The 18,714-nt window shown below is 54.6% G+C and carries 16 protein-coding genes; 9 read left to right on the top strand and 7 right to left on the bottom strand.

Going from position 1 to position 18,714, the window contains the following annotated elements:
• Positions 1-91 precede the first annotated feature (91 nt).
• A complete protein-coding gene (locus KTT_RS15730) occupies positions 92-1,057 on the bottom strand; it encodes a response regulator (RefSeq protein ID WP_126596888.1) in 966 nt (321 codons plus the stop codon).
• A 382-nt stretch (positions 1,058-1,439) separates the two neighbouring features.
• Between KTT_RS15730 and KTT_RS37415 the strand changes: the two genes are divergently transcribed.
• The 3 genes from KTT_RS37415 to KTT_RS15720 all read left to right on the top strand — a co-directional run bounded on the left by KTT_RS37415 (position 1,440) and on the right by KTT_RS15720 (position 3,960).
• Positions 1,440-1,568 (top strand): hypothetical protein, encoded by a 129-nt coding sequence (locus KTT_RS37415; protein ID WP_268904507.1) that lies wholly within the window; start codon positions 1,440-1,442, stop codon positions 1,566-1,568.
• A 586-nt stretch (positions 1,569-2,154) separates the two neighbouring features.
• Complete coding sequence (locus KTT_RS15725; RefSeq protein WP_126596887.1) at positions 2,155-3,390, top strand: hypothetical protein; 1,236 nt, start codon at positions 2,155-2,157, stop codon at positions 3,388-3,390.
• A gap of 18 nt (positions 3,391-3,408) precedes the next feature.
• Positions 3,409-3,960: a hypothetical protein gene (locus KTT_RS15720; protein ID WP_126596886.1), complete on the top strand. Its 552-nt coding sequence runs from the start codon at positions 3,409-3,411 to the stop codon at positions 3,958-3,960.
• A gap of 67 nt (positions 3,961-4,027) precedes the next feature.
• Here the strand turns inward: KTT_RS15720 and KTT_RS15715 are convergent, their stop codons facing one another.
• Positions 4,028-6,037 carry an acetoacetate--CoA ligase gene (locus KTT_RS15715; protein ID WP_126596885.1) on the bottom strand — a complete coding sequence of 670 codons (2,010 nt, stop codon included), beginning with the start codon at positions 6,035-6,037 and terminating at the stop codon, positions 4,028-4,030.
• Between the two features lie 413 nt (positions 6,038-6,450).
• Between KTT_RS15715 and KTT_RS15710 the strand changes: the two genes are divergently transcribed.
• Complete coding sequence (locus KTT_RS15710; RefSeq protein WP_160145905.1) at positions 6,451-7,422, top strand: acetylxylan esterase; 972 nt, start codon at positions 6,451-6,453, stop codon at positions 7,420-7,422.
• An 82-nt stretch (positions 7,423-7,504) separates the two neighbouring features.
• Here KTT_RS15710 and KTT_RS15705 read toward each other — a convergent pair whose 3' ends face one another.
• Positions 7,505-7,945 carry an SRPBCC family protein gene (locus tag KTT_RS15705; protein WP_126596883.1) on the bottom strand — a complete coding sequence of 147 codons (441 nt, stop codon included), beginning with the start codon at positions 7,943-7,945 and terminating at the stop codon, positions 7,505-7,507.
• Between the two features lie 209 nt (positions 7,946-8,154).
• Between KTT_RS15705 and KTT_RS15700 the strand changes: the two genes are divergently transcribed.
• The 3 genes from KTT_RS15700 to KTT_RS15690 all read left to right on the top strand — a co-directional run bounded on the left by KTT_RS15700 (position 8,155) and on the right by KTT_RS15690 (position 10,504).
• On the top strand, positions 8,155-8,568 hold the full coding sequence (locus tag KTT_RS15700; protein ID WP_126596882.1) for a DUF983 domain-containing protein: 414 nt from the start codon (positions 8,155-8,157) through the stop codon (positions 8,566-8,568).
• Positions 8,569-8,689: 121 nt separating this feature from the next.
• Positions 8,690-9,571 carry a SirB1 family protein gene (locus KTT_RS15695; RefSeq protein ID WP_126596881.1) on the top strand — a complete coding sequence of 294 codons (882 nt, stop codon included), beginning with the start codon at positions 8,690-8,692 and terminating at the stop codon, positions 9,569-9,571.
• Between the two features lie 225 nt (positions 9,572-9,796).
• On the top strand, positions 9,797-10,504 hold the full coding sequence (locus KTT_RS15690) for a hypothetical protein (protein ID WP_126596880.1): 708 nt from the start codon (positions 9,797-9,799) through the stop codon (positions 10,502-10,504).
• A gap of 14 nt (positions 10,505-10,518) precedes the next feature.
• On the opposite strand, the gene KTT_RS15685 is transcribed toward KTT_RS15690, so the two are convergent.
• Positions 10,519-12,372 (bottom strand): MutS family DNA mismatch repair protein, encoded by a 1,854-nt coding sequence (locus tag KTT_RS15685; protein ID WP_126596879.1) that lies wholly within the window; start codon positions 12,370-12,372, stop codon positions 10,519-10,521.
• 269 nt (positions 12,373-12,641) lie between these two features.
• On the opposite strand from KTT_RS15685, the gene KTT_RS15680 reads away from it, so the two are divergent.
• The gene (locus KTT_RS15680) at positions 12,642-13,409 is read left to right on the top strand and encodes a 3-hydroxyacyl-CoA dehydrogenase (protein WP_126596878.1); all 768 of its coding nucleotides are present in this window, start codon (positions 12,642-12,644) and stop codon (positions 13,407-13,409) included.
• Positions 13,410-13,435: 26 nt separating this feature from the next.
• Here KTT_RS15680 and KTT_RS15675 read toward each other — a convergent pair whose 3' ends face one another.
• Positions 13,436-14,221: an SDR family NAD(P)-dependent oxidoreductase gene (locus KTT_RS15675; RefSeq protein WP_126596877.1), complete on the bottom strand. Its 786-nt coding sequence runs from the start codon at positions 14,219-14,221 to the stop codon at positions 13,436-13,438.
• 261 nt (positions 14,222-14,482) lie between these two features.
• On the opposite strand from KTT_RS15675, the gene KTT_RS15670 reads away from it, so the two are divergent.
• Positions 14,483-15,361 carry a fumarylacetoacetate hydrolase family protein gene (locus KTT_RS15670; protein WP_162511804.1) on the top strand — a complete coding sequence of 293 codons (879 nt, stop codon included), beginning with the start codon at positions 14,483-14,485 and terminating at the stop codon, positions 15,359-15,361.
• A 1-nt stretch (position 15,362) separates the two neighbouring features.
• On the opposite strand, the gene KTT_RS15665 is transcribed toward KTT_RS15670, so the two are convergent.
• Positions 15,363-15,956: an SRPBCC family protein gene (locus KTT_RS15665; RefSeq protein ID WP_126596876.1), complete on the bottom strand. Its 594-nt coding sequence runs from the start codon at positions 15,954-15,956 to the stop codon at positions 15,363-15,365.
• A gap of 925 nt (positions 15,957-16,881) precedes the next feature.
• Positions 16,882-18,543: a lysine--tRNA ligase gene (lysS, locus tag KTT_RS15660; RefSeq protein WP_126596875.1), complete on the bottom strand. Its 1,662-nt coding sequence runs from the start codon at positions 18,541-18,543 to the stop codon at positions 16,882-16,884.
• Between the last annotated feature and the right edge of the window lie 171 nt (positions 18,544-18,714).

Below are 18,714 nucleotides of genomic sequence, written 5' to 3'. Positions count from 1 at the left end.
TTGGTGCATTTGCACCAACTTACAAAAACAGTGCGGCCGCGCCGCGGACGCTATCACGCGCCCCTATAAAAGTGGGTCTGACACACTCCATCTATAGGAAGGAGCTGTCAACCAGGCGGCCACCCGGCTCATAGAGCAGAATACGTTGCTGCTGGATGAGCATACTGAGGGCACTGACGAGCTCTTCCTTATTCATGTGGATGACATAAGTGAGCTCCTCGATATTCTTTTGCCCATCGATAGCCAGGTAAAGCTGACGTGCCCGATGCTCAGCGGGAGATAGGCGCTCCTGCTGGTTGATGAACGGCATTTCGGTCCCCTCGACACGTCGAGGGATCAACAGGGGCAGGGCGCCCATGGAGTACACCTTGATCGGTTGCTGGGGACCAGTTTCATTCAAGCGGCGTGGCAGCGCTGATGGCTGACCGGTATTTCCCGGTGGATATGAGGAGTTAGCATTGCCTGGCCTGATGCCCCCACGTCGTAAGAAGGCAAAGTGGGAGCTTGATTGCAAATCCTGGCCGTTGCTGGCATGCATGGGAGAGGCCTGAGGTGTTTTAATTGATTGTTGGGGTCCTGTACCCCAACCACCGGCAGGCAAGGGAGTGCTAGGATTTACAGGCCGCTGCGAACCCGTCGTTCCACTGCCCTCGGGTCGCAATGAGGCATTAGACTGACGAGGGCGATCCGTAACAACTTTCCTTACCTCCTCAACCAGTTCTTCACCCTTAAACGGCTTGGTCAGGTAAGCATTCGCGCCCTGTCGCATAGCCCAGAAACGGTCTGAAGAGGCATTTTTTGAGCTCACGATAATGATGGGTAGCGTGCGCCATGCTTCCTGTGAGCGTAGATGGCGGCACACCTCAAAACCATTCATGCCTGGCAAAATAATATCCAGCACCAGGCATTGGGGAGCCTCATGCGCCATCATGCGCAACCCCTCTGGACCATCATTAGCAACTAGCACCTGGTAACCAGCGTTCTGCAACGCCTGTCGCATATACAAACACTGGGTAGAACTATCATCAATGATTAGCACCTTAGGCGCAGTTACCATACGCACACCCCCATTTCGTCAATGGCTCATCCCAAGCAATCGCTGCGTATACTTGTTTCTCTTAGCATAGGTAGAATAGTCGCCTCTAGCCACAATCTGGATAACAACTATATTGCTTCTGCCATGAGGATGAGGTACTCTTCGTCACCTAAAAAGGAGCACGACGCATATCATATTCCAGTAGATTGGCCAACTCTATGTGTGTGAGTACACATAAAGGCAACCAGTTACTATCTTAGTTAGTAAGGAACATATTACCATCCTCATTAGCATTTAGGCAAATATACAATCTCTCCTCTACCAAAATGTACCCTTTCGCCACATATCATGGTATACGCCTTTTTTCCTTGACTTCATTTTTCACCTTCAGGGTGTAAAGGGAGTGAATTACGCTCTTCTCGTTAGCGTGCTTGAGCGCCGCCGCACGGGCGTCCGCTGCGCGGCCGCGTTTGTTTTGTTGGGACGGTACATCGGGGGCGCGGATGCGCCCCCGATGTACCGTCCCAAATAGCACCCATGTCCACCAAACGCGAGGACCACGGAAACGGCGGCGAGGGGAAATCGACTGCCAGGGCCGAACCTTCTTAGCACTCTATTGAGGGTTGGTGTGGCAGGGGCACGAATGCGCCCCTGCCACACCAACCCTCAATTCTAGCGCGGCCGCCTATATGGGGCACTCGTTTTAAGAGCGTGCCTGACTCTCATGATGATGGCCTGCGGCCTGCATGGGGTTTCGCACCTGCGGCGCTCAGAATTCCATTGTGTGTTGGTGCATCGGGCGCGCATCAGCGCGCCCGATGCACCAACACACAAAACCGGTGCGGCCGCGCAGCGGACGCCCGTGCGGCGGCGCTCACGTGCCCCCAACATGACGGAAGTCAAACACGCTCTAAATAGCGCTAGCAGGTGTAAGGCGATAGCATGGTAAACAAATATATGGTACGCTAAAATACAAAGGGCTAAATATACATCAGGACTGTATGGAGAAGGATTTCACCCAACAGGTCTTCTCTCTATAAATATTCAGTGATTGATGCATCCATCTTTATTTTTACCTTATATTTGTACTTTTATTTCTCACGATAGGAGATCGCTGTATGGCTCGTACAGAAGTCCATTCAACGTCATCTGCCACATTAAGTAAGCTGGCACAGGTTTCGCAAAATGTGCAGGAACGCTGGTTGCGCCGTGTCAGTGCCTGGCTCTTGCTCCTGTTTTTGCTGCAGGGCGAATTAGGGGCCGTTTGGGATCGAGAGTGGCATGCATTTGTTGGACGGGATCAGTTCTGGACTCCACCACATACGTTGATCTATTCTTGTGTGGCCGGGGCGGGCCTGCTGGCCCTGGCCGTCGTACTGATAGAAACGTTTCGCTATCGAGGCCACGTTCCCGGGGTAGATGATACCTCGACGGTACCTATTTTTCGTTTCTTCCATGCTCCCCTGGGCTTTAGCGTGCTCGGCTTCGGGGCGCTCCTGTCGTTGATCGCGGCACCGCTGGATAACTACTGGCATGAACTCTATGGCATCGATATCGCGCTGTGGGCTCCCTTCCATATGATGGGAGTGACCGGTGGCTTGATTGGCATGCTGGGTATGGTCTATGTCTTTGCTTCGGAGGCGGCCATCGAGCGCCAATCCGGGGCCACGCCCCGGCGCTTCCTGGGACTGACCGCGCTGGAACTGGGAATTACCATGGCGATGGGCAGCATTATGAACTATGTGTTGACCGGCTTCCTGCAGTTTCCGGTGGTCACCGTTGGTACGATCCATATCTCTACCTATCCACTTCCACTCATAGCTGGCTGCGTCATGTTTATGATAGCCGCGTTGCGCACGACCCAGCGCGCTGGTATCGCCACCTTGCTCACCTTCGTCCTCTTCCTGCACACCCTGGCAGTGGAGTTGTTTGTACCCTGGGCCATTCGCACAGCGGTCGCGCAACAAGCTATTCCTTATCGCGTGGCCAATCTGGTGCCTGAATTCCGCCTGGACTACGCGTTTCTTCCCGCCGCCTTCCTGCTCTCAGCTGTGATTATCGATGGCATTGCCTATCTGCGCGTGCGCAAGACGGGTAGTCCAAATAGTTCAATGCTGCAAACGATCATACAAGGAATTATAGTAACCCTACCCATCGTATTCTTCACGCCGCTGATTCTGCGGGATTACACGCCTTACGCCCCCATCTTCTTGCCGGAAAAAGGAGTTCCATTTGAACCGGCTCAGATGACCGCTATTGTTATCATTTCCTTATTCATTGCTATGGCTGTTGGAGCACTGGGTGCGTGGTTAGGCGAGGATTTTGGAGATATCTGGCGCTGGAACAGGCGCTAAACCATACGAGGTTATACTATGTATAAGGTGCTTTCTACGTTTATGCGTCTCAGCCTGATCTGGATCAGTCTGCTCATTCTCCTGGCGGGCAGTGCCAGTGCAGCGAGCAAGCCAGCGCGCACGGATACGGTGGCCGCGGGAGCCTATATTATTAACGTGAGCCTTTCTAAGGATCCTCCCTATGTGGATGAAGCCTTTGATGTTACCGTTGTACCACACAATAGCGCGCAGAAGTTGAGCGGAAAAGTTATTGTGCAGCCGGGACCCGGCACTGATGGGACCGATATACCGACGGCGCTCCAGGCAGCGGGAGATAAAGATGGAAGTCTGCGGGCCAGCGTCCAAATTCCCGTCCAGGGCGCCTGGAACATTATTGTCCAGCTAGACGGCCCTCAGGGTCCTGGCCATGCCAGCATCCCTGTGACAGTAGGCGCACCGGGGGCCATGCCTCCCTGGCTGGCCTGGCTGATCGGGGCCTCACCGCTCGTCTTCATCGCCATCTGGATCGGGACCCAGCATCGCTATCGCCGCTCCTTGCTCAAGCCACAATCCACAGAAGCGGCGGAATAGGAGCTTAAGAACTTAAGAGAGGAAAGGATTGACGACGATCGGTGTCGCCCCTTCCTCTCTTACGGTCTTATTTCGCCTCGCCCGCTGATCCCTGTTTGAGCGCGTCAACACGCCGGGCGACCTCCAGGAAGTAATCGATACTCTGAGGATTGCTGAGGGCATCGACGCTGACAGCTTTTTCAGCAGGGATGCCCATCAGCAGCTTTTTCACCGGCACCTCCAGTTTTTTCCCGCTCAGGGTGCGCGGCACCTCCTGAATCACCAGGATCTCGTCGGGCACATGATGTGGTGAGATGTTGGAGCGCAACGCCTGCTTGATCTTTGCTTTCAGCGTCTCATCCAGCTGGACACCTTCGCGCAACACAACGAACAGCGGCAAGTAATAATTGCCGTGCGGCAGTTCAACCCCGACGATCAAGCTATCCATAATCTCCGGCAGACCCTCGACGATACGATAGATCTCGCTGCTCCCCATGCGAATACCCATGCGATTGATAGTGGAGTCGGAGCGACCATAGATGACGGCGCTTCCCTCAGGCGTAATGCGAATCCAGTCGCCGTGCCGCCAGACGCCGGGATACTGCGCGAAGTAGCTTTCGCGGTAGCGTTGCTGATCGGGATCGTTCCAGAAGTAGAGGGGCATAGAGGGTAAGGGGTGCGTCACCACCAGTTCTCCCACCTCGTCAATCAGTGGATGACCCTCTTCGTCGAAAGACTGTACATTGGCGCCCAGTGAGCGGCACTGCAGTTCCCCCGCCCGAACGGGGAGCAGAATGGAGCCCGTGATGAACGCGGAACAGACATCGGTACCGCCACTGACGGATGCCACCCATAAATCTTCTTTGACATGCTCGTAAATCCAGTGGAAGCCTTCAGGGGGCAGCGGCGAGCCTGTAGAACCCAGACCTCTCAGGCGGCTCAGATCATAGGTCTGCCCCGGCTCGATCCCGGCCTTCATACAAGAGGAGATATAGCTGGCGCTGGTACCGAAGAAGGTCATCTTGCTCTCCTGAGCAAAACGCCAGAGTGTCTCAATATTGGGATAGCCCGGACTGCCATCATAAAGGAGGATGACCGCGCCCGCCAGCAGACCACCAACCAGGAAGTTCCACATCATCCAGCCGGTCGTGGTAAACCAGAAGAAGCGATCACCGGGCTTGAGGTCTACGTCCAGCGTCAGAGCCTTGAGATGTTCTAGCAGGATACCACCATGTCCCTGCACAATCGGCTTCGGCAGACCAGTGGTTCCCGATGAGTACAGGACCCAGAGTGGATGGGAGAAGGGGACCTGCTCAAAAACCAGTTCCGCCTCTTCGCGCACAACCTCAGACCAGAGAAGTCCGTTGGGGATGTCAGCGGCCGATGCATCAGCGTGTAAATAGGGCACCAGCACAACTTTTTGCAGCGTCGGCAACTCACGCCGCAGTTCTTTGACCACCTCTTTGCGATCAAAGGTCTTGCCATTGTACTGATAGCCGTCAATGGCGAAGAGGACGGTTGGCTCGATCTGCTTGAAGCGATCGATGACGCTGCTGGTACCGAAATCGGGAGAACAGCTGGACCAGATGGCACCAATACTGGCACAGGCCAGAAAAGCGGTGATCGCTTCCGGAATGTCTGGTAGATAAGCCACCACGCGATCGCCAGTTTGTACTCCCATGGCACGCAGGGCATGGGCGACGGCGCCCACGTTGCGCTTTAATTGCTGCCAGGAAATTTCCGTCAGGCCCTGCCGTTCAGATTGAAATATCATCGCCGGTCGATCGGACGTGGCGTGGCGAAACGCATGCTCGGCATAATTCAGTTTCGCGCCCGCAAACCAGTCTGCGCCCGGCATTTTGCGCTCGGAAAGCACCTGCGTGTATGGCTGAGAGGCCTGGATATGAAAATACGACCAGATGGAGGCCCAGAAGTCTTCCAGGTGCTCGACGGACCAGCCCCAGAGCTCTTCACGGTTTTCAAAACGCAGGCCACGTTCCTGCGTTAGCCAATGCATATATTGCGATATATTCGCTTCACGTCTGTCTTTTTCAGATGGGGACCAGAGAGGCTGATCTTTGCCCAATGGAGTTTCCATTTCATGCTGCCTTTCCATATAAAAACATTGCAGTATGGGTAGCTCTGGTAATGTACAGGGTTGAATGAAAACTGCATAGTTTTCATTTAACCCTATTATATCTTATCTCTGCGCTGTTCAGTTATCATTATCCGCGCCATCTTCTTAATAGGGAGACTAAGCACCCGCCCATGACGCTGCCCCAGCCCTTACAATCTAGGAGTTGGTGCAATGCCATGGGGGTGCGGATGCACCCCCATGGCATTGCACCAACTCCTAAAAAAACACGTGAGCGCCGGGGGCACGAGTCTTATTTCAGCCTGGTTGGCAGCCGACATTTCATTGACAGGGCTTATGCTCGTGATTATCATTTATTTTATATATTTGCAGCGTTGTATTGCGTCCACCAGGGTAAGAAAGAGAAAGAAGTATTTATGATTGTTGATATGCCATTAGCTAAATTAGAGCAGTATCGCCCGGCGTTAAACGCGGAGAGCGACTTCGATGCGTTCTGGACGAGGACGGTTAGGGAGAGCGATGGTCAACCGCTGAATGCCAGCGTGGAGGAATATCCATTTCCGAGCGATCGCGTGACGGTGTACCGGGTCCGTTACGATGGCTTTGGGCAGAATACACGTGTAGCTGGCTGGTATCTTGTACCCCAGAAGCCGTATCGGCTGGAGGTCGATGGGAAGACGCCAACCCTGGTTCAGTATCATGGCTATAGCGATTCTAAGGGCTTACCGGTACGCCAGATGAGCTGGGCATTGCAGGGCTATTGCGTCTTCGCGGTGGATACGCGTGGACAGAATGGGGAAACTCCTGATAACAACACATATAGTAGTGGCAGCATTCTGGGCTGCATGTCAAAGGGAATTTTAGATCCGGAGAACTATTACTATCGCTACGCGTACATGGATTGCGTGCGCGCCGTTGATTTTGTGCGTAGCCGCGAGGAGACGGGACCTATCATTCTGGCCGGTGGAAGCCAGGGCGGCGGCCTGACCATCGCGGTAGCGGCTCTGTCCAAGGACAAAGGCATCGCCGCTGCCATGCCAGATGTACCATATCTCTGCCATTTCCGGCGCGCGATCGAGATGTTTGCAGATGGTCCGTACCGCGAACTGGTCGATTTCTGGAAGAAGCATCCCTACGATGTGGAGCAGAGCTATCACACCCTGAGCTATTTTGATGGTATGAACCTGGCGCCACGCATCACGTGTCCAACCTTGCTATCGGTGGGCCTGCTCGATACGATCTGTCCACCATCAACCGGCTTCGCCGTCTATAATCATCTCACCTGTCCAAAGACGCTCAAGGTCTATCCCTACAACGGACATGAAGGCGGCAGCGAATTCCACGAGATCGAAAAGTGGAGCTTCGTGCGCTCCTTGCTGGCTCGTTAAAAGTTTCAACCCGATGATATCAAGAAAGATTCTCCATGTGCCGGTGTAACAGAGGCACATGGAGAATCTTTCTTGACACTGGTTATCCTGCCGGCCTGACCTCGATGGCCTGTTTCAATGCCGAGACCTGGTTTTCTAGCTGCTTCTTCACGATCGGCGTTACCAGGGGGCCGACAAAATTGAGGGCATTGCCGGGTTCAGCCTCTCCAATCACCGTCAGCATCGTTCCACCATCGGGAGTAGGGGCGAAGGTCATAGTGTTTGCCAGTGGGAAGGGGCCATGGATCATTTTAAAGGCGAACAGGCGTGGAGGCTCATACCGGGTAACCTCGATCGTAGAATCGAATTGTCGTCCCATGAAGACGGCGGTCTGCGCGTATGTAGCACCTACACGCATAGGCCCCTCTGAAACGGCACGGATATCTTTGACGGGCAGCCATGACTTAACGTTGTCCATAGTAGTCACGTACGCAAAAACAACCTCGATTGGCCTGGCAATAGCGATACTTCTTTCTAAGCGCATCACGACTCGCCTCCTCTGATAAACGGACACAATGCTCTTATCCCATATGAGATCCGACCCTGGAGCTGCCAGAGCGAAAGGGAAAACAATACAGACTGGCACCAACGTGATACAATTATACACATAAACATATAGGTACGCACCAGCAATCTAACCAGGCATTCATCGGTGGTCTTTGCGGTCCGGAAAGTTACAGAGATTATTATTATATGAAAAGATTTTTGCTATTACTCATGCGTGGTCTGCTCTTACGTTGTCCCGTATGCGGACAGGGCAAGCTCTTCAGCGGCATCTACAAGATGAATGAGCATTGTCCGGTATGCCAGTTTAAGTTTGAGCGCGAAGAAGGATATTATACCAGTTCTATGGCCATTAACCTGGTGGTCAGCGAGCTTATCGCGGCGGCGGTTGTACTGCCCCTGGCGGCTATTCCAAGTATCCCGGTTTTGCCGGTACTATTGATCGGTGGCCCGTTCGCCTTGATACTGCCATTGCTGCTGTTCCGCCCCAGCCGTGGACTCTGGCTGGCCATGGATCATTATTTGAACCCCACTTCGGGCAACGATCTGCCCGATGAATCTCCTCTTCTTCAGCGTTCACGCGGCGTGCGTAGCGATCATTAACACCACCTGAACCGTTGGGATAGCGCGGGGATTCGGCAGGGGAAAATGCGGTGGGACTATAGTGGCGCCACGCATTGAGGACTTGCTTATCCCTGGCATTCTATGGTTAAATGCCAGAAGCATGACTGATAAATTTTCACAAGAGGCTATACAACAACGTATCTACCGGGAATTCACAAGCCTGGTCAGTAGAGATGAGAACACGATCGACCTCGCCCAGGCCGCACTACAGATAGCAAAGGTGGCCTACCCCGATCTAGATCCCGTTCCCTCTTTATCCTACCTCGACGCGCTGGCACGACGAGTTATACAGTTGCACGCGCAAATCGCTTCCAGCACTTCAGAACAGGTTAATCCGCTCGAACTGATCGGCTCGCTGAACCATGTGCTATTCGAAGATGAGCACTTCCATGGCAATGAGAGCAACTATTATCATCCTGATAATAGCTTCCTGAACAAAGTGTTAGAAGAACATACAGGGCTGCCGATTACCCTCTCCTTGCTTTACATGGAAGTGGGCAAACGCGCGGGCATCCCGCTGGAAGGGATTGGTTTCCCCTACCATTTTATGGTGCGCTACTCATGGCCCGAGGGGAGAATCTATATCGATCCCTTTGCCAGAGGCCTGCTGCTGAATGAAGCGGAGTGCCTTGAGCGTATACAGCAGAGGACTCATCACCGGGGGGCCCTGCACCAGCGCTGGTTGGAAGCAGTGACGCCCAGACAGATGCTGGTGCGCATCCTGAATAACCTGAAAAGCGTTTATATCCGTCACGACGATTTTCCCCATGCCCTGGCCATCAGCGATCTAATGCTGCTGCTACTGCCAGATGCGACCGTCGAGCAGCGCGATCGCGGCCTGCTTCATCTAGAGCTCAAACACTATGGGCGTGCCATGCAAGACCTGCAGGCGTATCTTGAACGCAATCCCAAAGCCAGCGATCGCTATGAGATGCGCAACCACATCAAACAGATCCGCCAGACGATCGCCCAGCTTAATTAATACATCTGCCTTGCATCATCTACACTGGTTTGATATCATACAGGCGATACTGTACGTGTAACATGCTCTATTTTTTTATGCACAATTCAACCTGGCGATACAACCATTCTTCCAGGTATTTATGGGTTAGAGTTGAGTAATCACATGAGTCCGCCTTACCACAGCCAACGTATTTATCGGTAAGGCCAGATTACTACTCTACTCATTCTACAAGGAGGTTCTATTTTGGCAGGAAGCTTTTTTTCTGTACGCAATCATCGTTTAACACGCTTGCTAGTCGTAGCTGTACTCTGCCTCCTGGTACTGGGAGGTAGTCTCCTTCTAAATTCCAGTACCTCCGCGACTTCAGCCAGCGATAAGGCTATCAGCGGCGCCTTCGTGGGTAAGGTAGAGGCAGGCACGGGCTCAAACGGCCGCGATTATTATCTCTCCTTTACGGTCAATCAGGGGAAAGCGCTCATCGCTGTGGCAACGCTTACCTCTATCTACTCCAATAAAGTTGTGATACAGAATCACACGGTGAAGTCAGAGGTTGGCTTTAAAAGATCTTCCCTGCAGAATAAGCAGGCGTGGGCGGTAGATGTGAAAGTCGACCGTGAACAGGTTACCGGCCGCTTCATCGTGCACAACCAGGGACAGGATAAAAGCTATAACGTGAAGGCGACAAAGGCCACTGGCGACGCTGGCCTCTACTGGACCAAAACGCGTAGCGAACACACTACCTATGTAGGCGGTTGGATCTTGCTTCCCAATGCCTACGAGCAAGGCGGCGGCATCCTGAAAGATGGTCAGCAGGTCGAAAGTCGGCCAGAGCTACGCTCTCCACAGATCCATACCCAGAGGGCCAACCTGGATGAGAATACCACGCTACTGATCCAAAAAGTCGATCCTTCTATGATCGATAGCGTTGACCTGCCGTCCCCATCCAGGTAAAAAGCCGCCCTCCTCTAGCCATCGATGGGCAGACCCTCCATGGCCATAATTTTTAAGGCGTTGGTCGTTGGGGACGGGCCTTCGCGGAGGATATAATCAAAGACCATCTGCCCATCGATCACCTCTTCGCGGAAGTGCTGATTGTGAACCTGGGGTACACTCTCAGCCAGCGTTGCCAGCTCCAGGTCATGGGTTGAGATCAAACCAACACAATTGTGGCCGACCAGGGACTTCACAAATGAACGGCTCCCGATCAGGCGTTCGCGGTTGTTTGTGCCCTTGAAGATCTCGTCTACCAGGAAGAAGAGAGGCGGCTGTCCTGGCTGCTTGAGCGCATCGAGCAGAGAGTGCAGGCGACGTACTTCAGCATAGAAATAAGAGTAGCCCTCCGTCACCGAGTCGGTCACCCGGATACAGGTGAACAGACGGAAGAGGGTGGATGTAAACGTGCTGGCACAGACCGGGCCACCCGCGTAGGCCAGGCAGAGATTCACGCCCAGGGTACGCAGAAACGTACTTTTACCCGCCATATTGGAGCCCGTAATGATGATGACCTCGCCCAACGTTTGCAAACCAAAATTGTTGGTGACCTTCTTTTCGGCGGGCAGCATAGGATGACCCAGGTGCGCAACCTGGAAGAGCGCCCGGTCCTTCTGCTGCAGTTTCTGCTCCGCTTCGATCTCAGGCAGGATATATTCAGGGTTGAGATAGGCAAAGGCGGCCAGCGAACAGATGGCTTCCAGCTCAAACCAGGTGTCCAGCCAGTCAGGCAAGCGGGCGCTCAGTTGCGACTTGTACCGGACCAGCTTCATGGCGCAGTACAGATCCCAGGGTACAAGGGCGTTGACAACGACCCAGAGGATACCATTGCTCTTGAGGGTCGCCGCAGCTGAGATGCGAGCCGTCCCTTTGAGCAGAGCCGACGGTCCCGACTCGCTCTGTCGCGTGAATGGTTCGCACAACGCCTGCAGCCGCGATTGGGCGCGATACGGATATTTCTCCAGATACGAAAAGATGGCGCTGAGGGTGCCAAAGCCGTAGCGCAGATAGGAGGCGTCCTCAAAAATATCACCGCGCTGATTGGCGGTGGCGAAGAACAGGATCACGCCGGCGCCCAGCGACCAGCCCCACAGCGGGGGAACGATGGCAAAGAGCGAGAGCAGAAAGAGCACGGCGGTCAACACGTTGATGAGCAGTGAGACCACGAACAGAATGCCCAGACCCGCCGATGGATTTTGCTGCTCCAGCCAGCGCAGCAGCCGCTGACCCTCCAGCTGGTTTGACCTGCCGCCCGAGGCCAGCAGAGAATTAAGGATCAGGCGATCGCGGAAACGCGTCATGGGGATCAGCTCGCGCACCAGAGCCTGGCGCCGCTGGATGGTCTCTAGCTGCGGCGTGGTCTGTAGCAGCCAGTCGCGCAAGCGCTCCATCCCCTCGCGTGATACCCCGGTGTTCACCAGCCGATGGATTGAGCGCGAGCCGGTAATGTCCAGGTCAACCTCAAAAGGATGTCCCTCCACTGGCGCTTCGGTCATCACCTCGGGCATGCGCTCCCAGTCCAGCTTGATGCGGGCAATGTGGGCGGACTTGATGTGCATCCACAGCGTATGACGGGCGATGCTCTGGTCGATCAAGCCGTGAAAGTGGGCCATAATCCCAAAAAACACCATAAACACCACAAAGACAGGGATGGCCAGCCACCAGAGTCCGGCAATGAACAGCAATACGGCGAGCGCTATCCCTGCGAAGAAGATAGCGACGCGCGACCACGAATAAACATTGCTGCGTGGCGTCAGGGCATCTATGCGACGTTGCAGGCGCCCGACCTGGGACTCCAACAACTGTAGTCTTTCTTGTTTTTTATCCACTCTACAATATATCCTTTTCCTGTCTGGCACAATGGACTAATTATTGTTCCAGTCTAGCACTTCGCATGGTCCTAGACAAGAGAGAAGGTCACTTGTAAGCATCTCTTGCTACGAGGTATCATAAACTGTGTGGACAATAAAGACAGGCGTATCTCTGGCGGATATCGCGGCTATCTCCATAATGTATGTATTCCGCCATATTTTTTGATCATTCAGATGCGACCCAACCTACGCAATCTACTCTATTCAACGAGGAAAGGGAATATCAGATGCACGTAGAGAATAAAACATTTTTCATTACCGGCGGGGCCTCGGGCCTGGGGGCGGCCTGCGCGCGCCTGCTAACAAAATCAGGCGCCCACGTAGTGCTGGCCGATCTCAATCAGGAGACGGGAACGGCTCTGGCTGGAGAACTGGGGGAGGCGGCCCTGTTCGCGCAGACCAATGTGGTCGATGAGCAGAGCGTGCAACAGGCCATCCAGGCCGCCCAGAAGCAGTTCGGCACGCTGCACGGCGTCATCAACTGCGCCGGCATCGGGGTGGCGGAAAAGGTGCTGGGGAAGGATGGTCCCAGCAGCCTGGAGAGCTTTACCCGCGTCATCAATATCAACCTGATCGGCACCTTCAACGTGATCCGCCTGGCGAGCGCGGTCATGAGCCAGAATACGCCTGAGGAGAGCGGTGAGCGCGGCGTGATTATCAATACCGCATCGGTGGCCGCCTTCGATGGTCAGATCGGGCAGGCCGCATACTCAGCATCCAAGGGTGGTATCGTCGGCATGACGCTGCCGATTGCCCGCGAGTTTGCCCGCTACGGCATTCGCGTCATGACCATCGCCCCCGGCCTCTTCGATACTCCCCTGCTGGCCGGCCTGCCGGAGGCCGCCCGCATCTCCCTGGGGCAGCAGGTCCCCTTCCCCTCGCGCCTGGGACGCCCAGAAGAGTACGCCGCCCTGGCCAGACACATCATCGAGAACGAGATGCTCAATGGCGAGGTTGTCAGGCTGGACGGTGCTGTAAGAATGGCACCGCGCTAGTCGCGCGGGCGGACCGGGGCGATCCTCTATTGAGGATGGTCGCCCTGGTCCCAATCGAGGGCCATTTTGGCGGTGGTGCCGCCGTCGATGTAGAGGACCTGGCCCGTAATGAAGTCGGCGGCATCGGAGGCTAGAAAGGCCACGGCCGGGGCGATGTCTTTCGGCCGGCCCACACGTCCCAGCGGCACCAGGCTGTCGCCAAACTCGGTGCTGTAGGTGGGGATGTTGGCGTAGCGTGGCACCTCGATCAGGCCGGGTCCAACCGCGTTGACGCGGATATGTTTGGGAGCCAGTTCAATAGCCAGCTCGCGCGTGAAAGCGATGATAGCGCCCTTGGTGGCCGCATAGACCGAGTGGTTGGTAAAGCCGGCGTAGCCATGGACCGAGGTGATATTGATGATCGAGCCACCACCACGCTGCTCCATCGATTTTACCGCCTCCTGGGCACAAAAGAAGTAGCCGCGTATGTTAAGGTGGAAAACGTCGTCGAAAAGTTCTTGCGTAATGTTTTCAAATTTATCGGCACGCGTGACACCGGCATTGTTGACCAGGATATCGATGCCACCAAAATGATTGATCACCTCGTCAACGACGCGGCGGCACTCCTCTACCACGCCCAGCTTGCCCGAAACGGTCATCGCAGTGCCGCCCAGATGGTTGATCTCGGCCGCAGCCTCGTGCGCGCCAGCCGCGCTACTGGCGTAATGCAGAGCCACCTTCGCCCCCTGGCGGCCCAGTTCGATGGCGATGGCTTGCCCGATACCAACGCCCGCGCCAGTCACCAGCGCGACCTGCCCTGATAGAGCACCCATAGAACTCTACCCTCCCTCTTTTTATTAATACTGCGTGCATTCTACGGCAAATCAGAACCAGATACAACTGTATATCTGTTATATATCTATCATAATCAACGCTGCACATTATACATAGGAGAGAAAAATATGATGTAGTTGAGAATAGTGTGGAGAACGAATTGATTATCGCATACATGCATGCGATAATTCAGGTGATGAGCAACAAGGAATACGGCAATACAGACGTGACGCGCCATAACATGTTAAGGAGAAGAAGCTGTGCAATTAGTACGTTACCGCTCTACGGACGGTACCACTGTCCTGGGGCTGCTGGCTAATGATCGCCTAGTGGGAACCTTTCCCGCACCCAATACGACCCTATCTGATCTTTTGCGTCTACGCGTTGATGAGCTGCGCCAGTTGATCTCACGCGTTATACAGGACGGCCATGTGATCGAGAGAGAGAAGATAATGGCTCCTATCGATGGCGATACCGAAGTGTGGGCGGCGGGGGTAACTTACCAGCGCTCGGAGGAGGCACGTAAAGAGGAGAGTGATACGCCCGATATTTATGCGCGGGTCTACCAGGCCGAGCGCCCTGAACTTTTTTTTAAAGCTACAGCCTATCGCGTGAGTGGACAGGATGAGCTGATCGCGGTGCGCTCGGATTCGCGTTGGGATGTCCCGGAGCCCGAACTGGCGGTGGTCGCCAACGCCCATGGTGAGATCGTCGGCTATACCATCGCTAACGATGTCAGCTCGCGCAGCATTGAGGGCGAGAATCCCCTCTACCTCCCGCAGGCCAAGGTCTACGCCGGTAGCTGCGCTCTGGGACCCGGCATCACCCTGGCCTGGACCATTGGGGATGCGCGCCAGCTAGCGATGCAGATGCAGATTGAACGCGATGGCAAGGTCTGCTGGGAAGGTGAGACCAACACCAACGGACTCAAGCGAAGCCTGGAAGAGCTGGTCTCATACCTGTATCGCGACAATGAGTTTCCCGCAGGGGCCATCCTGTGCACCGGCACCGCCCTTGTCCCCGATCAACCCTTTACGCTTGAGCAGGGCGATGTCGTACACATCACCATCGAGCAACTAGGGACTCTGCGCAATCCGGTCGTGCGCGGCAAAGAGGCGCTCCTGAAGCAGAGACGCTAGCCTATCTCTGCGCCTTTTCGCGATTAGCTTTCTGGATATAGTTGAGACCAAAGGCGAAGCCAACCACCAGCGATAAGATCAAGATGAGGCCGCGCAGGTTCTCGGTCGGGCGGTACTCCTTGCCCTGCACCGCGGTAACCTCTTCACCGGAGACGCCCAGGATATCAATCAAAGAGGTAAGCATGCTGCCATAAATGCGGCGCAGGCCCAGGGGGGCGAAGGTTCGTTCAAAGAAGCCCCCCACACCTTTACCACCCTCCCACTCGCTAGCCACGCTGACCCTGGTCTTATCGCCACCGCTGACAGGCGAGAGTGCCCAGGTGGTGACCAGCGATGAGTTGTTGTCGCGCTCGGTCAGCACACGACCCTTGACCGCTTCATCAACGCTCATGCGATAGGCACGCTCCCGGTTGGCCGCGCGCAGCAGGTAGCTGATGACCGTGCCGCTCCCCTTGCCACCTTTCTCTACCTTGTAGTCAATAAAATTTGGCGTCAGCATCCTGGGACGCTGCTCTTTATAGTTAGACAAAACGGAGAAGATCTTCTCCGGACTGGCATTGATAACACGCTCTTTTTCCACTGTAATCTTACCCACACTATTCCTCACTTTCTATACAACAACTAACTAACTCAGTGTTTGACTTTAATCATCGTGTGGCCCTTGATAGCCCCCGCACACGCGGCCGCACTGATTTTGTATGTTGGTGCATGGAGTGCGCATGCGCACCCCATGCACCAACATACAATGGACAGCCGAGCATCTCAGGCTGTTTTGTATTGGTGCATAGGTGTGCGAATACACACCCTATGCACCAATACAAAACATTTCTCTCTCATCATAGCACGAAACATGAAAGCATGTGGTGTCATTAGTACACTACCATCAGGGGAGGTGGATGCGGCGTCGGCGTCTATTGAGGTATCGTTAAAAGCGTGACCGGGCGCCGGGATATACATCGCCATCACAGCAAGGAGGTGCCGTCACTTCACCATAGATCAGCTGATGAGCATTCCCTATGGTGCAACCGTGAGCAACGCTACGATAGCGGCTCACGGCTGGCATAGAGGAGGCTATCTAGCAGGGTTGGCATATTTGCTCATCTTCTTGCAGACAGGCATAGACATCGAGCGTATCAGCGACCATTATTTTCGTCCATGACTGCAGGGACACGGGCACGCTTGCGCTTTTCTGCATACTATGAGCATCAGACACATTATGCGTCTCTATACGGTTAACGTTTGAAGGTTGTCGAACATCGCTTCTGGTTGGCACAAAAATAAAAAATTCGTGGGCGGGCAAGATACAATTGTTCATTGGAAACTCCTTCCTCTTACGGAAGAGACATGCGCTCTCAGTGCGTATTATGCCAGCCGGATGTAAAGAAGAGATAAAGAGAATGTTATAAATTGATCATAATTCTGTCTATTTAACATATCCAGTGGGAATAAGCAGGCGGACCGCTCGTGAGCGGTCCGCCTGCTTATTCCCACTGGATAACATGGGTGTTTATTGTAGGAAGCTATTTTTGCGCCACCGCCACGGCAGTGGGCGTTAGCAGCTGCTTGGCGCGCTCCAGGCCAATGGAGAGCAGAAGCGTTGGAATGCGCGGACCGGTATCGCGGCCGCAGATCAGGTTGTACAACGCAATAAAGAAGGAGCGCTGCGCCTGCTTCAGCTCGTCGTTGGGAGGAGTATCTACCGCCAGGCCGCGTACGACCTTGGGGATACTGTACATCAGTTCGGTCAGGCTAGCCAGGTTCCAGGAGTCGTCCAGGCGCTCAGCCAGCATGCGGATGCTGGCCTGGTCCATCTCAGAGAAGCTGGCGAAGGCCTCGCTATCAAAGCTAGTGCGAATCTGCGTGCGCTCATCGTCGGGCAGGTAGTTGTTGACCCAGTTGAGGGCGCAGGTGAAGCGCGGCTCCAGTTCGGCACGCAACGTACCCAGATCCTGCAGTTCCGGCAGGGTCTGCGAAATGATGCGCAGGACCTGCTCTTCATTGGCCTGGGTCACATCGATGACCGAAGTCAGCAACGGGAACGGCACTGCCTTATGGGTATAGACGATCTCATCGGTGCTGGTGCGCGTAGCGCGCTCGAACAGGCGCTGATTGACCTCGTTGGCCGTCCCCTTGTTGATCTGGCGCACCAGAGCGTCCCACTCCTCGTAGAGACGCAGCAGACCCTGACCATAATCGATATCAAAGGCCTGATTGTTGGCACGGCGCGCATAGAGCCAGCGCAGGATAGCGGGCTCGATAATCTCAAGCGCCGAAGAGACGGTGGCCGTGGTACCGACCGAGCTTGAGATCTTGGAGCGGCCGCCCATGCCGACGAAGGCGTAGCCGATAAACTGCGGTGCCACGGCGCCATACACCTTCTGCACGATACGCTGTCCCACGGTATAGCTACTGCCGGGAGAGGAGTGGTCCTCGCCACCGGGCTCAAAGTCGACCTGCTCGTAGCTCCAACGCATGGGCCAGTCAACCTTCCAGACAAGCTTGCCGTCGATGCGCTCGTTCAGGCTATAGCTGCCCTCGTGCCCGCAGTTATCGCAGACGTAGGTAAGGAAAGCATCCTCATCGCGATACGAGGTCAGGTGCGTCATGTCCTTATGACAATTGTCACAGTAGGGCTTAAAGGGATAATAGGCAGCGCGGCGCTCGTCCACGGTCTCTTTCTGGCCCTCTAGATTTTGATACTCGGCCAGGATATCGAAGATCTCTCCACGCTGGCGAATAGCCATCTTGATTTGTTCGCGATAATCGCCACGACGATAGGCCTGTGACTGGCGAATATAGCGGGGTCGGATACCCAGGCGGCTCAAACCGTTTGTAAAGTCGGTGATATAGCGCGTGGCATATGAATCATACTCCCCAAAAGGGTCGGGGATATCGGCATAGGGCATGCCGATGTACTGCGCGTACTCGGCCGGGATACCGGCTGGCACCTTGCGCAGACGGTCATAGTCGTCCCAGGAATGGATATGCTCCACCTTCCACCCACGGCCACGCAGTTCCTCAACCACCAGGTGGACGGTAAATGGCTCGCGCAGATTACCCAGGTGAATCGGACCTGAGGGACTGATGCCGGAGGCGCACACGATAGTGGCGTTCTCACCCTTACGCTGTCGCACGCTGGCTTCGACACGGTCAGCGACTTTTGTTACCCAATCAGCTTTCATTGTTCACTATCTCCAATTATAGCTCGCTTTATATCTTTAGTATTTTTCGATGCTTATTATTGTATCAGTTTAGCTTGCAAGCGTCTTCATGACAGGGCAAGAATTGCTATAGGGGATAGCCTGAATAATCCACACATCGACATGCCGAGCAATTTCTTCTCGTACGGCGAG

The organism is Dictyobacter aurantiacus (assembly GCF_003967515.1).
Lineage (GTDB): Bacteria > Chloroflexota > Ktedonobacteria > Ktedonobacterales > Ktedonobacteraceae > Dictyobacter > Dictyobacter aurantiacus.
Note: the sequence above shows the minus strand (reverse complement) of the source record. Positions and strands in the feature narration are given on the sequence as shown.

Bases quoted from the DNA above. Each gene is read 5' to 3' on its own strand.
- KTT_RS15730 (WP_126596888.1), bottom strand. From the start codon at position 1,057: ATGGTAACTGCGCCTAAGGTGCTAATCATTGATGATAGTTCTACCCAG.
- KTT_RS15725 (WP_126596887.1), top strand. From the start codon at position 2,155: ATGGCTCGTACAGAAGTCCATTCAACGTCATCTGCCACATTAAGTAAG.
- KTT_RS15720 (WP_126596886.1), top strand. From the start codon at position 3,409: ATGTATAAGGTGCTTTCTACGTTTATGCGTCTCAGCCTGATCTGGATC.
- KTT_RS15715 (WP_126596885.1), bottom strand. From the start codon at position 6,037: ATGGAAACTCCATTGGGCAAAGATCAGCCTCTCTGGTCCCCATCTGAA.
- KTT_RS15710 (WP_160145905.1), top strand. From the start codon at position 6,451: ATGATTGTTGATATGCCATTAGCTAAATTAGAGCAGTATCGCCCGGCG.
- KTT_RS15705 (WP_126596883.1), bottom strand. From the start codon at position 7,945: ATGCGCTTAGAAAGAAGTATCGCTATTGCCAGGCCAATCGAGGTTGTT.
- KTT_RS15700 (WP_126596882.1), top strand. From the start codon at position 8,155: ATGAAAAGATTTTTGCTATTACTCATGCGTGGTCTGCTCTTACGTTGT.
- KTT_RS15695 (WP_126596881.1), top strand. From the start codon at position 8,690: ATGACTGATAAATTTTCACAAGAGGCTATACAACAACGTATCTACCGG.
- KTT_RS15680 (WP_126596878.1), top strand. From the start codon at position 12,642: ATGCACGTAGAGAATAAAACATTTTTCATTACCGGCGGGGCCTCGGGC.
- KTT_RS15675 (WP_126596877.1), bottom strand. From the start codon at position 14,221: ATGGGTGCTCTATCAGGGCAGGTCGCGCTGGTGACTGGCGCGGGCGTT.
- lysS (WP_126596875.1), bottom strand. From the start codon at position 18,543: ATGAAAGCTGATTGGGTAACAAAAGTCGCTGACCGTGTCGAAGCCAGC.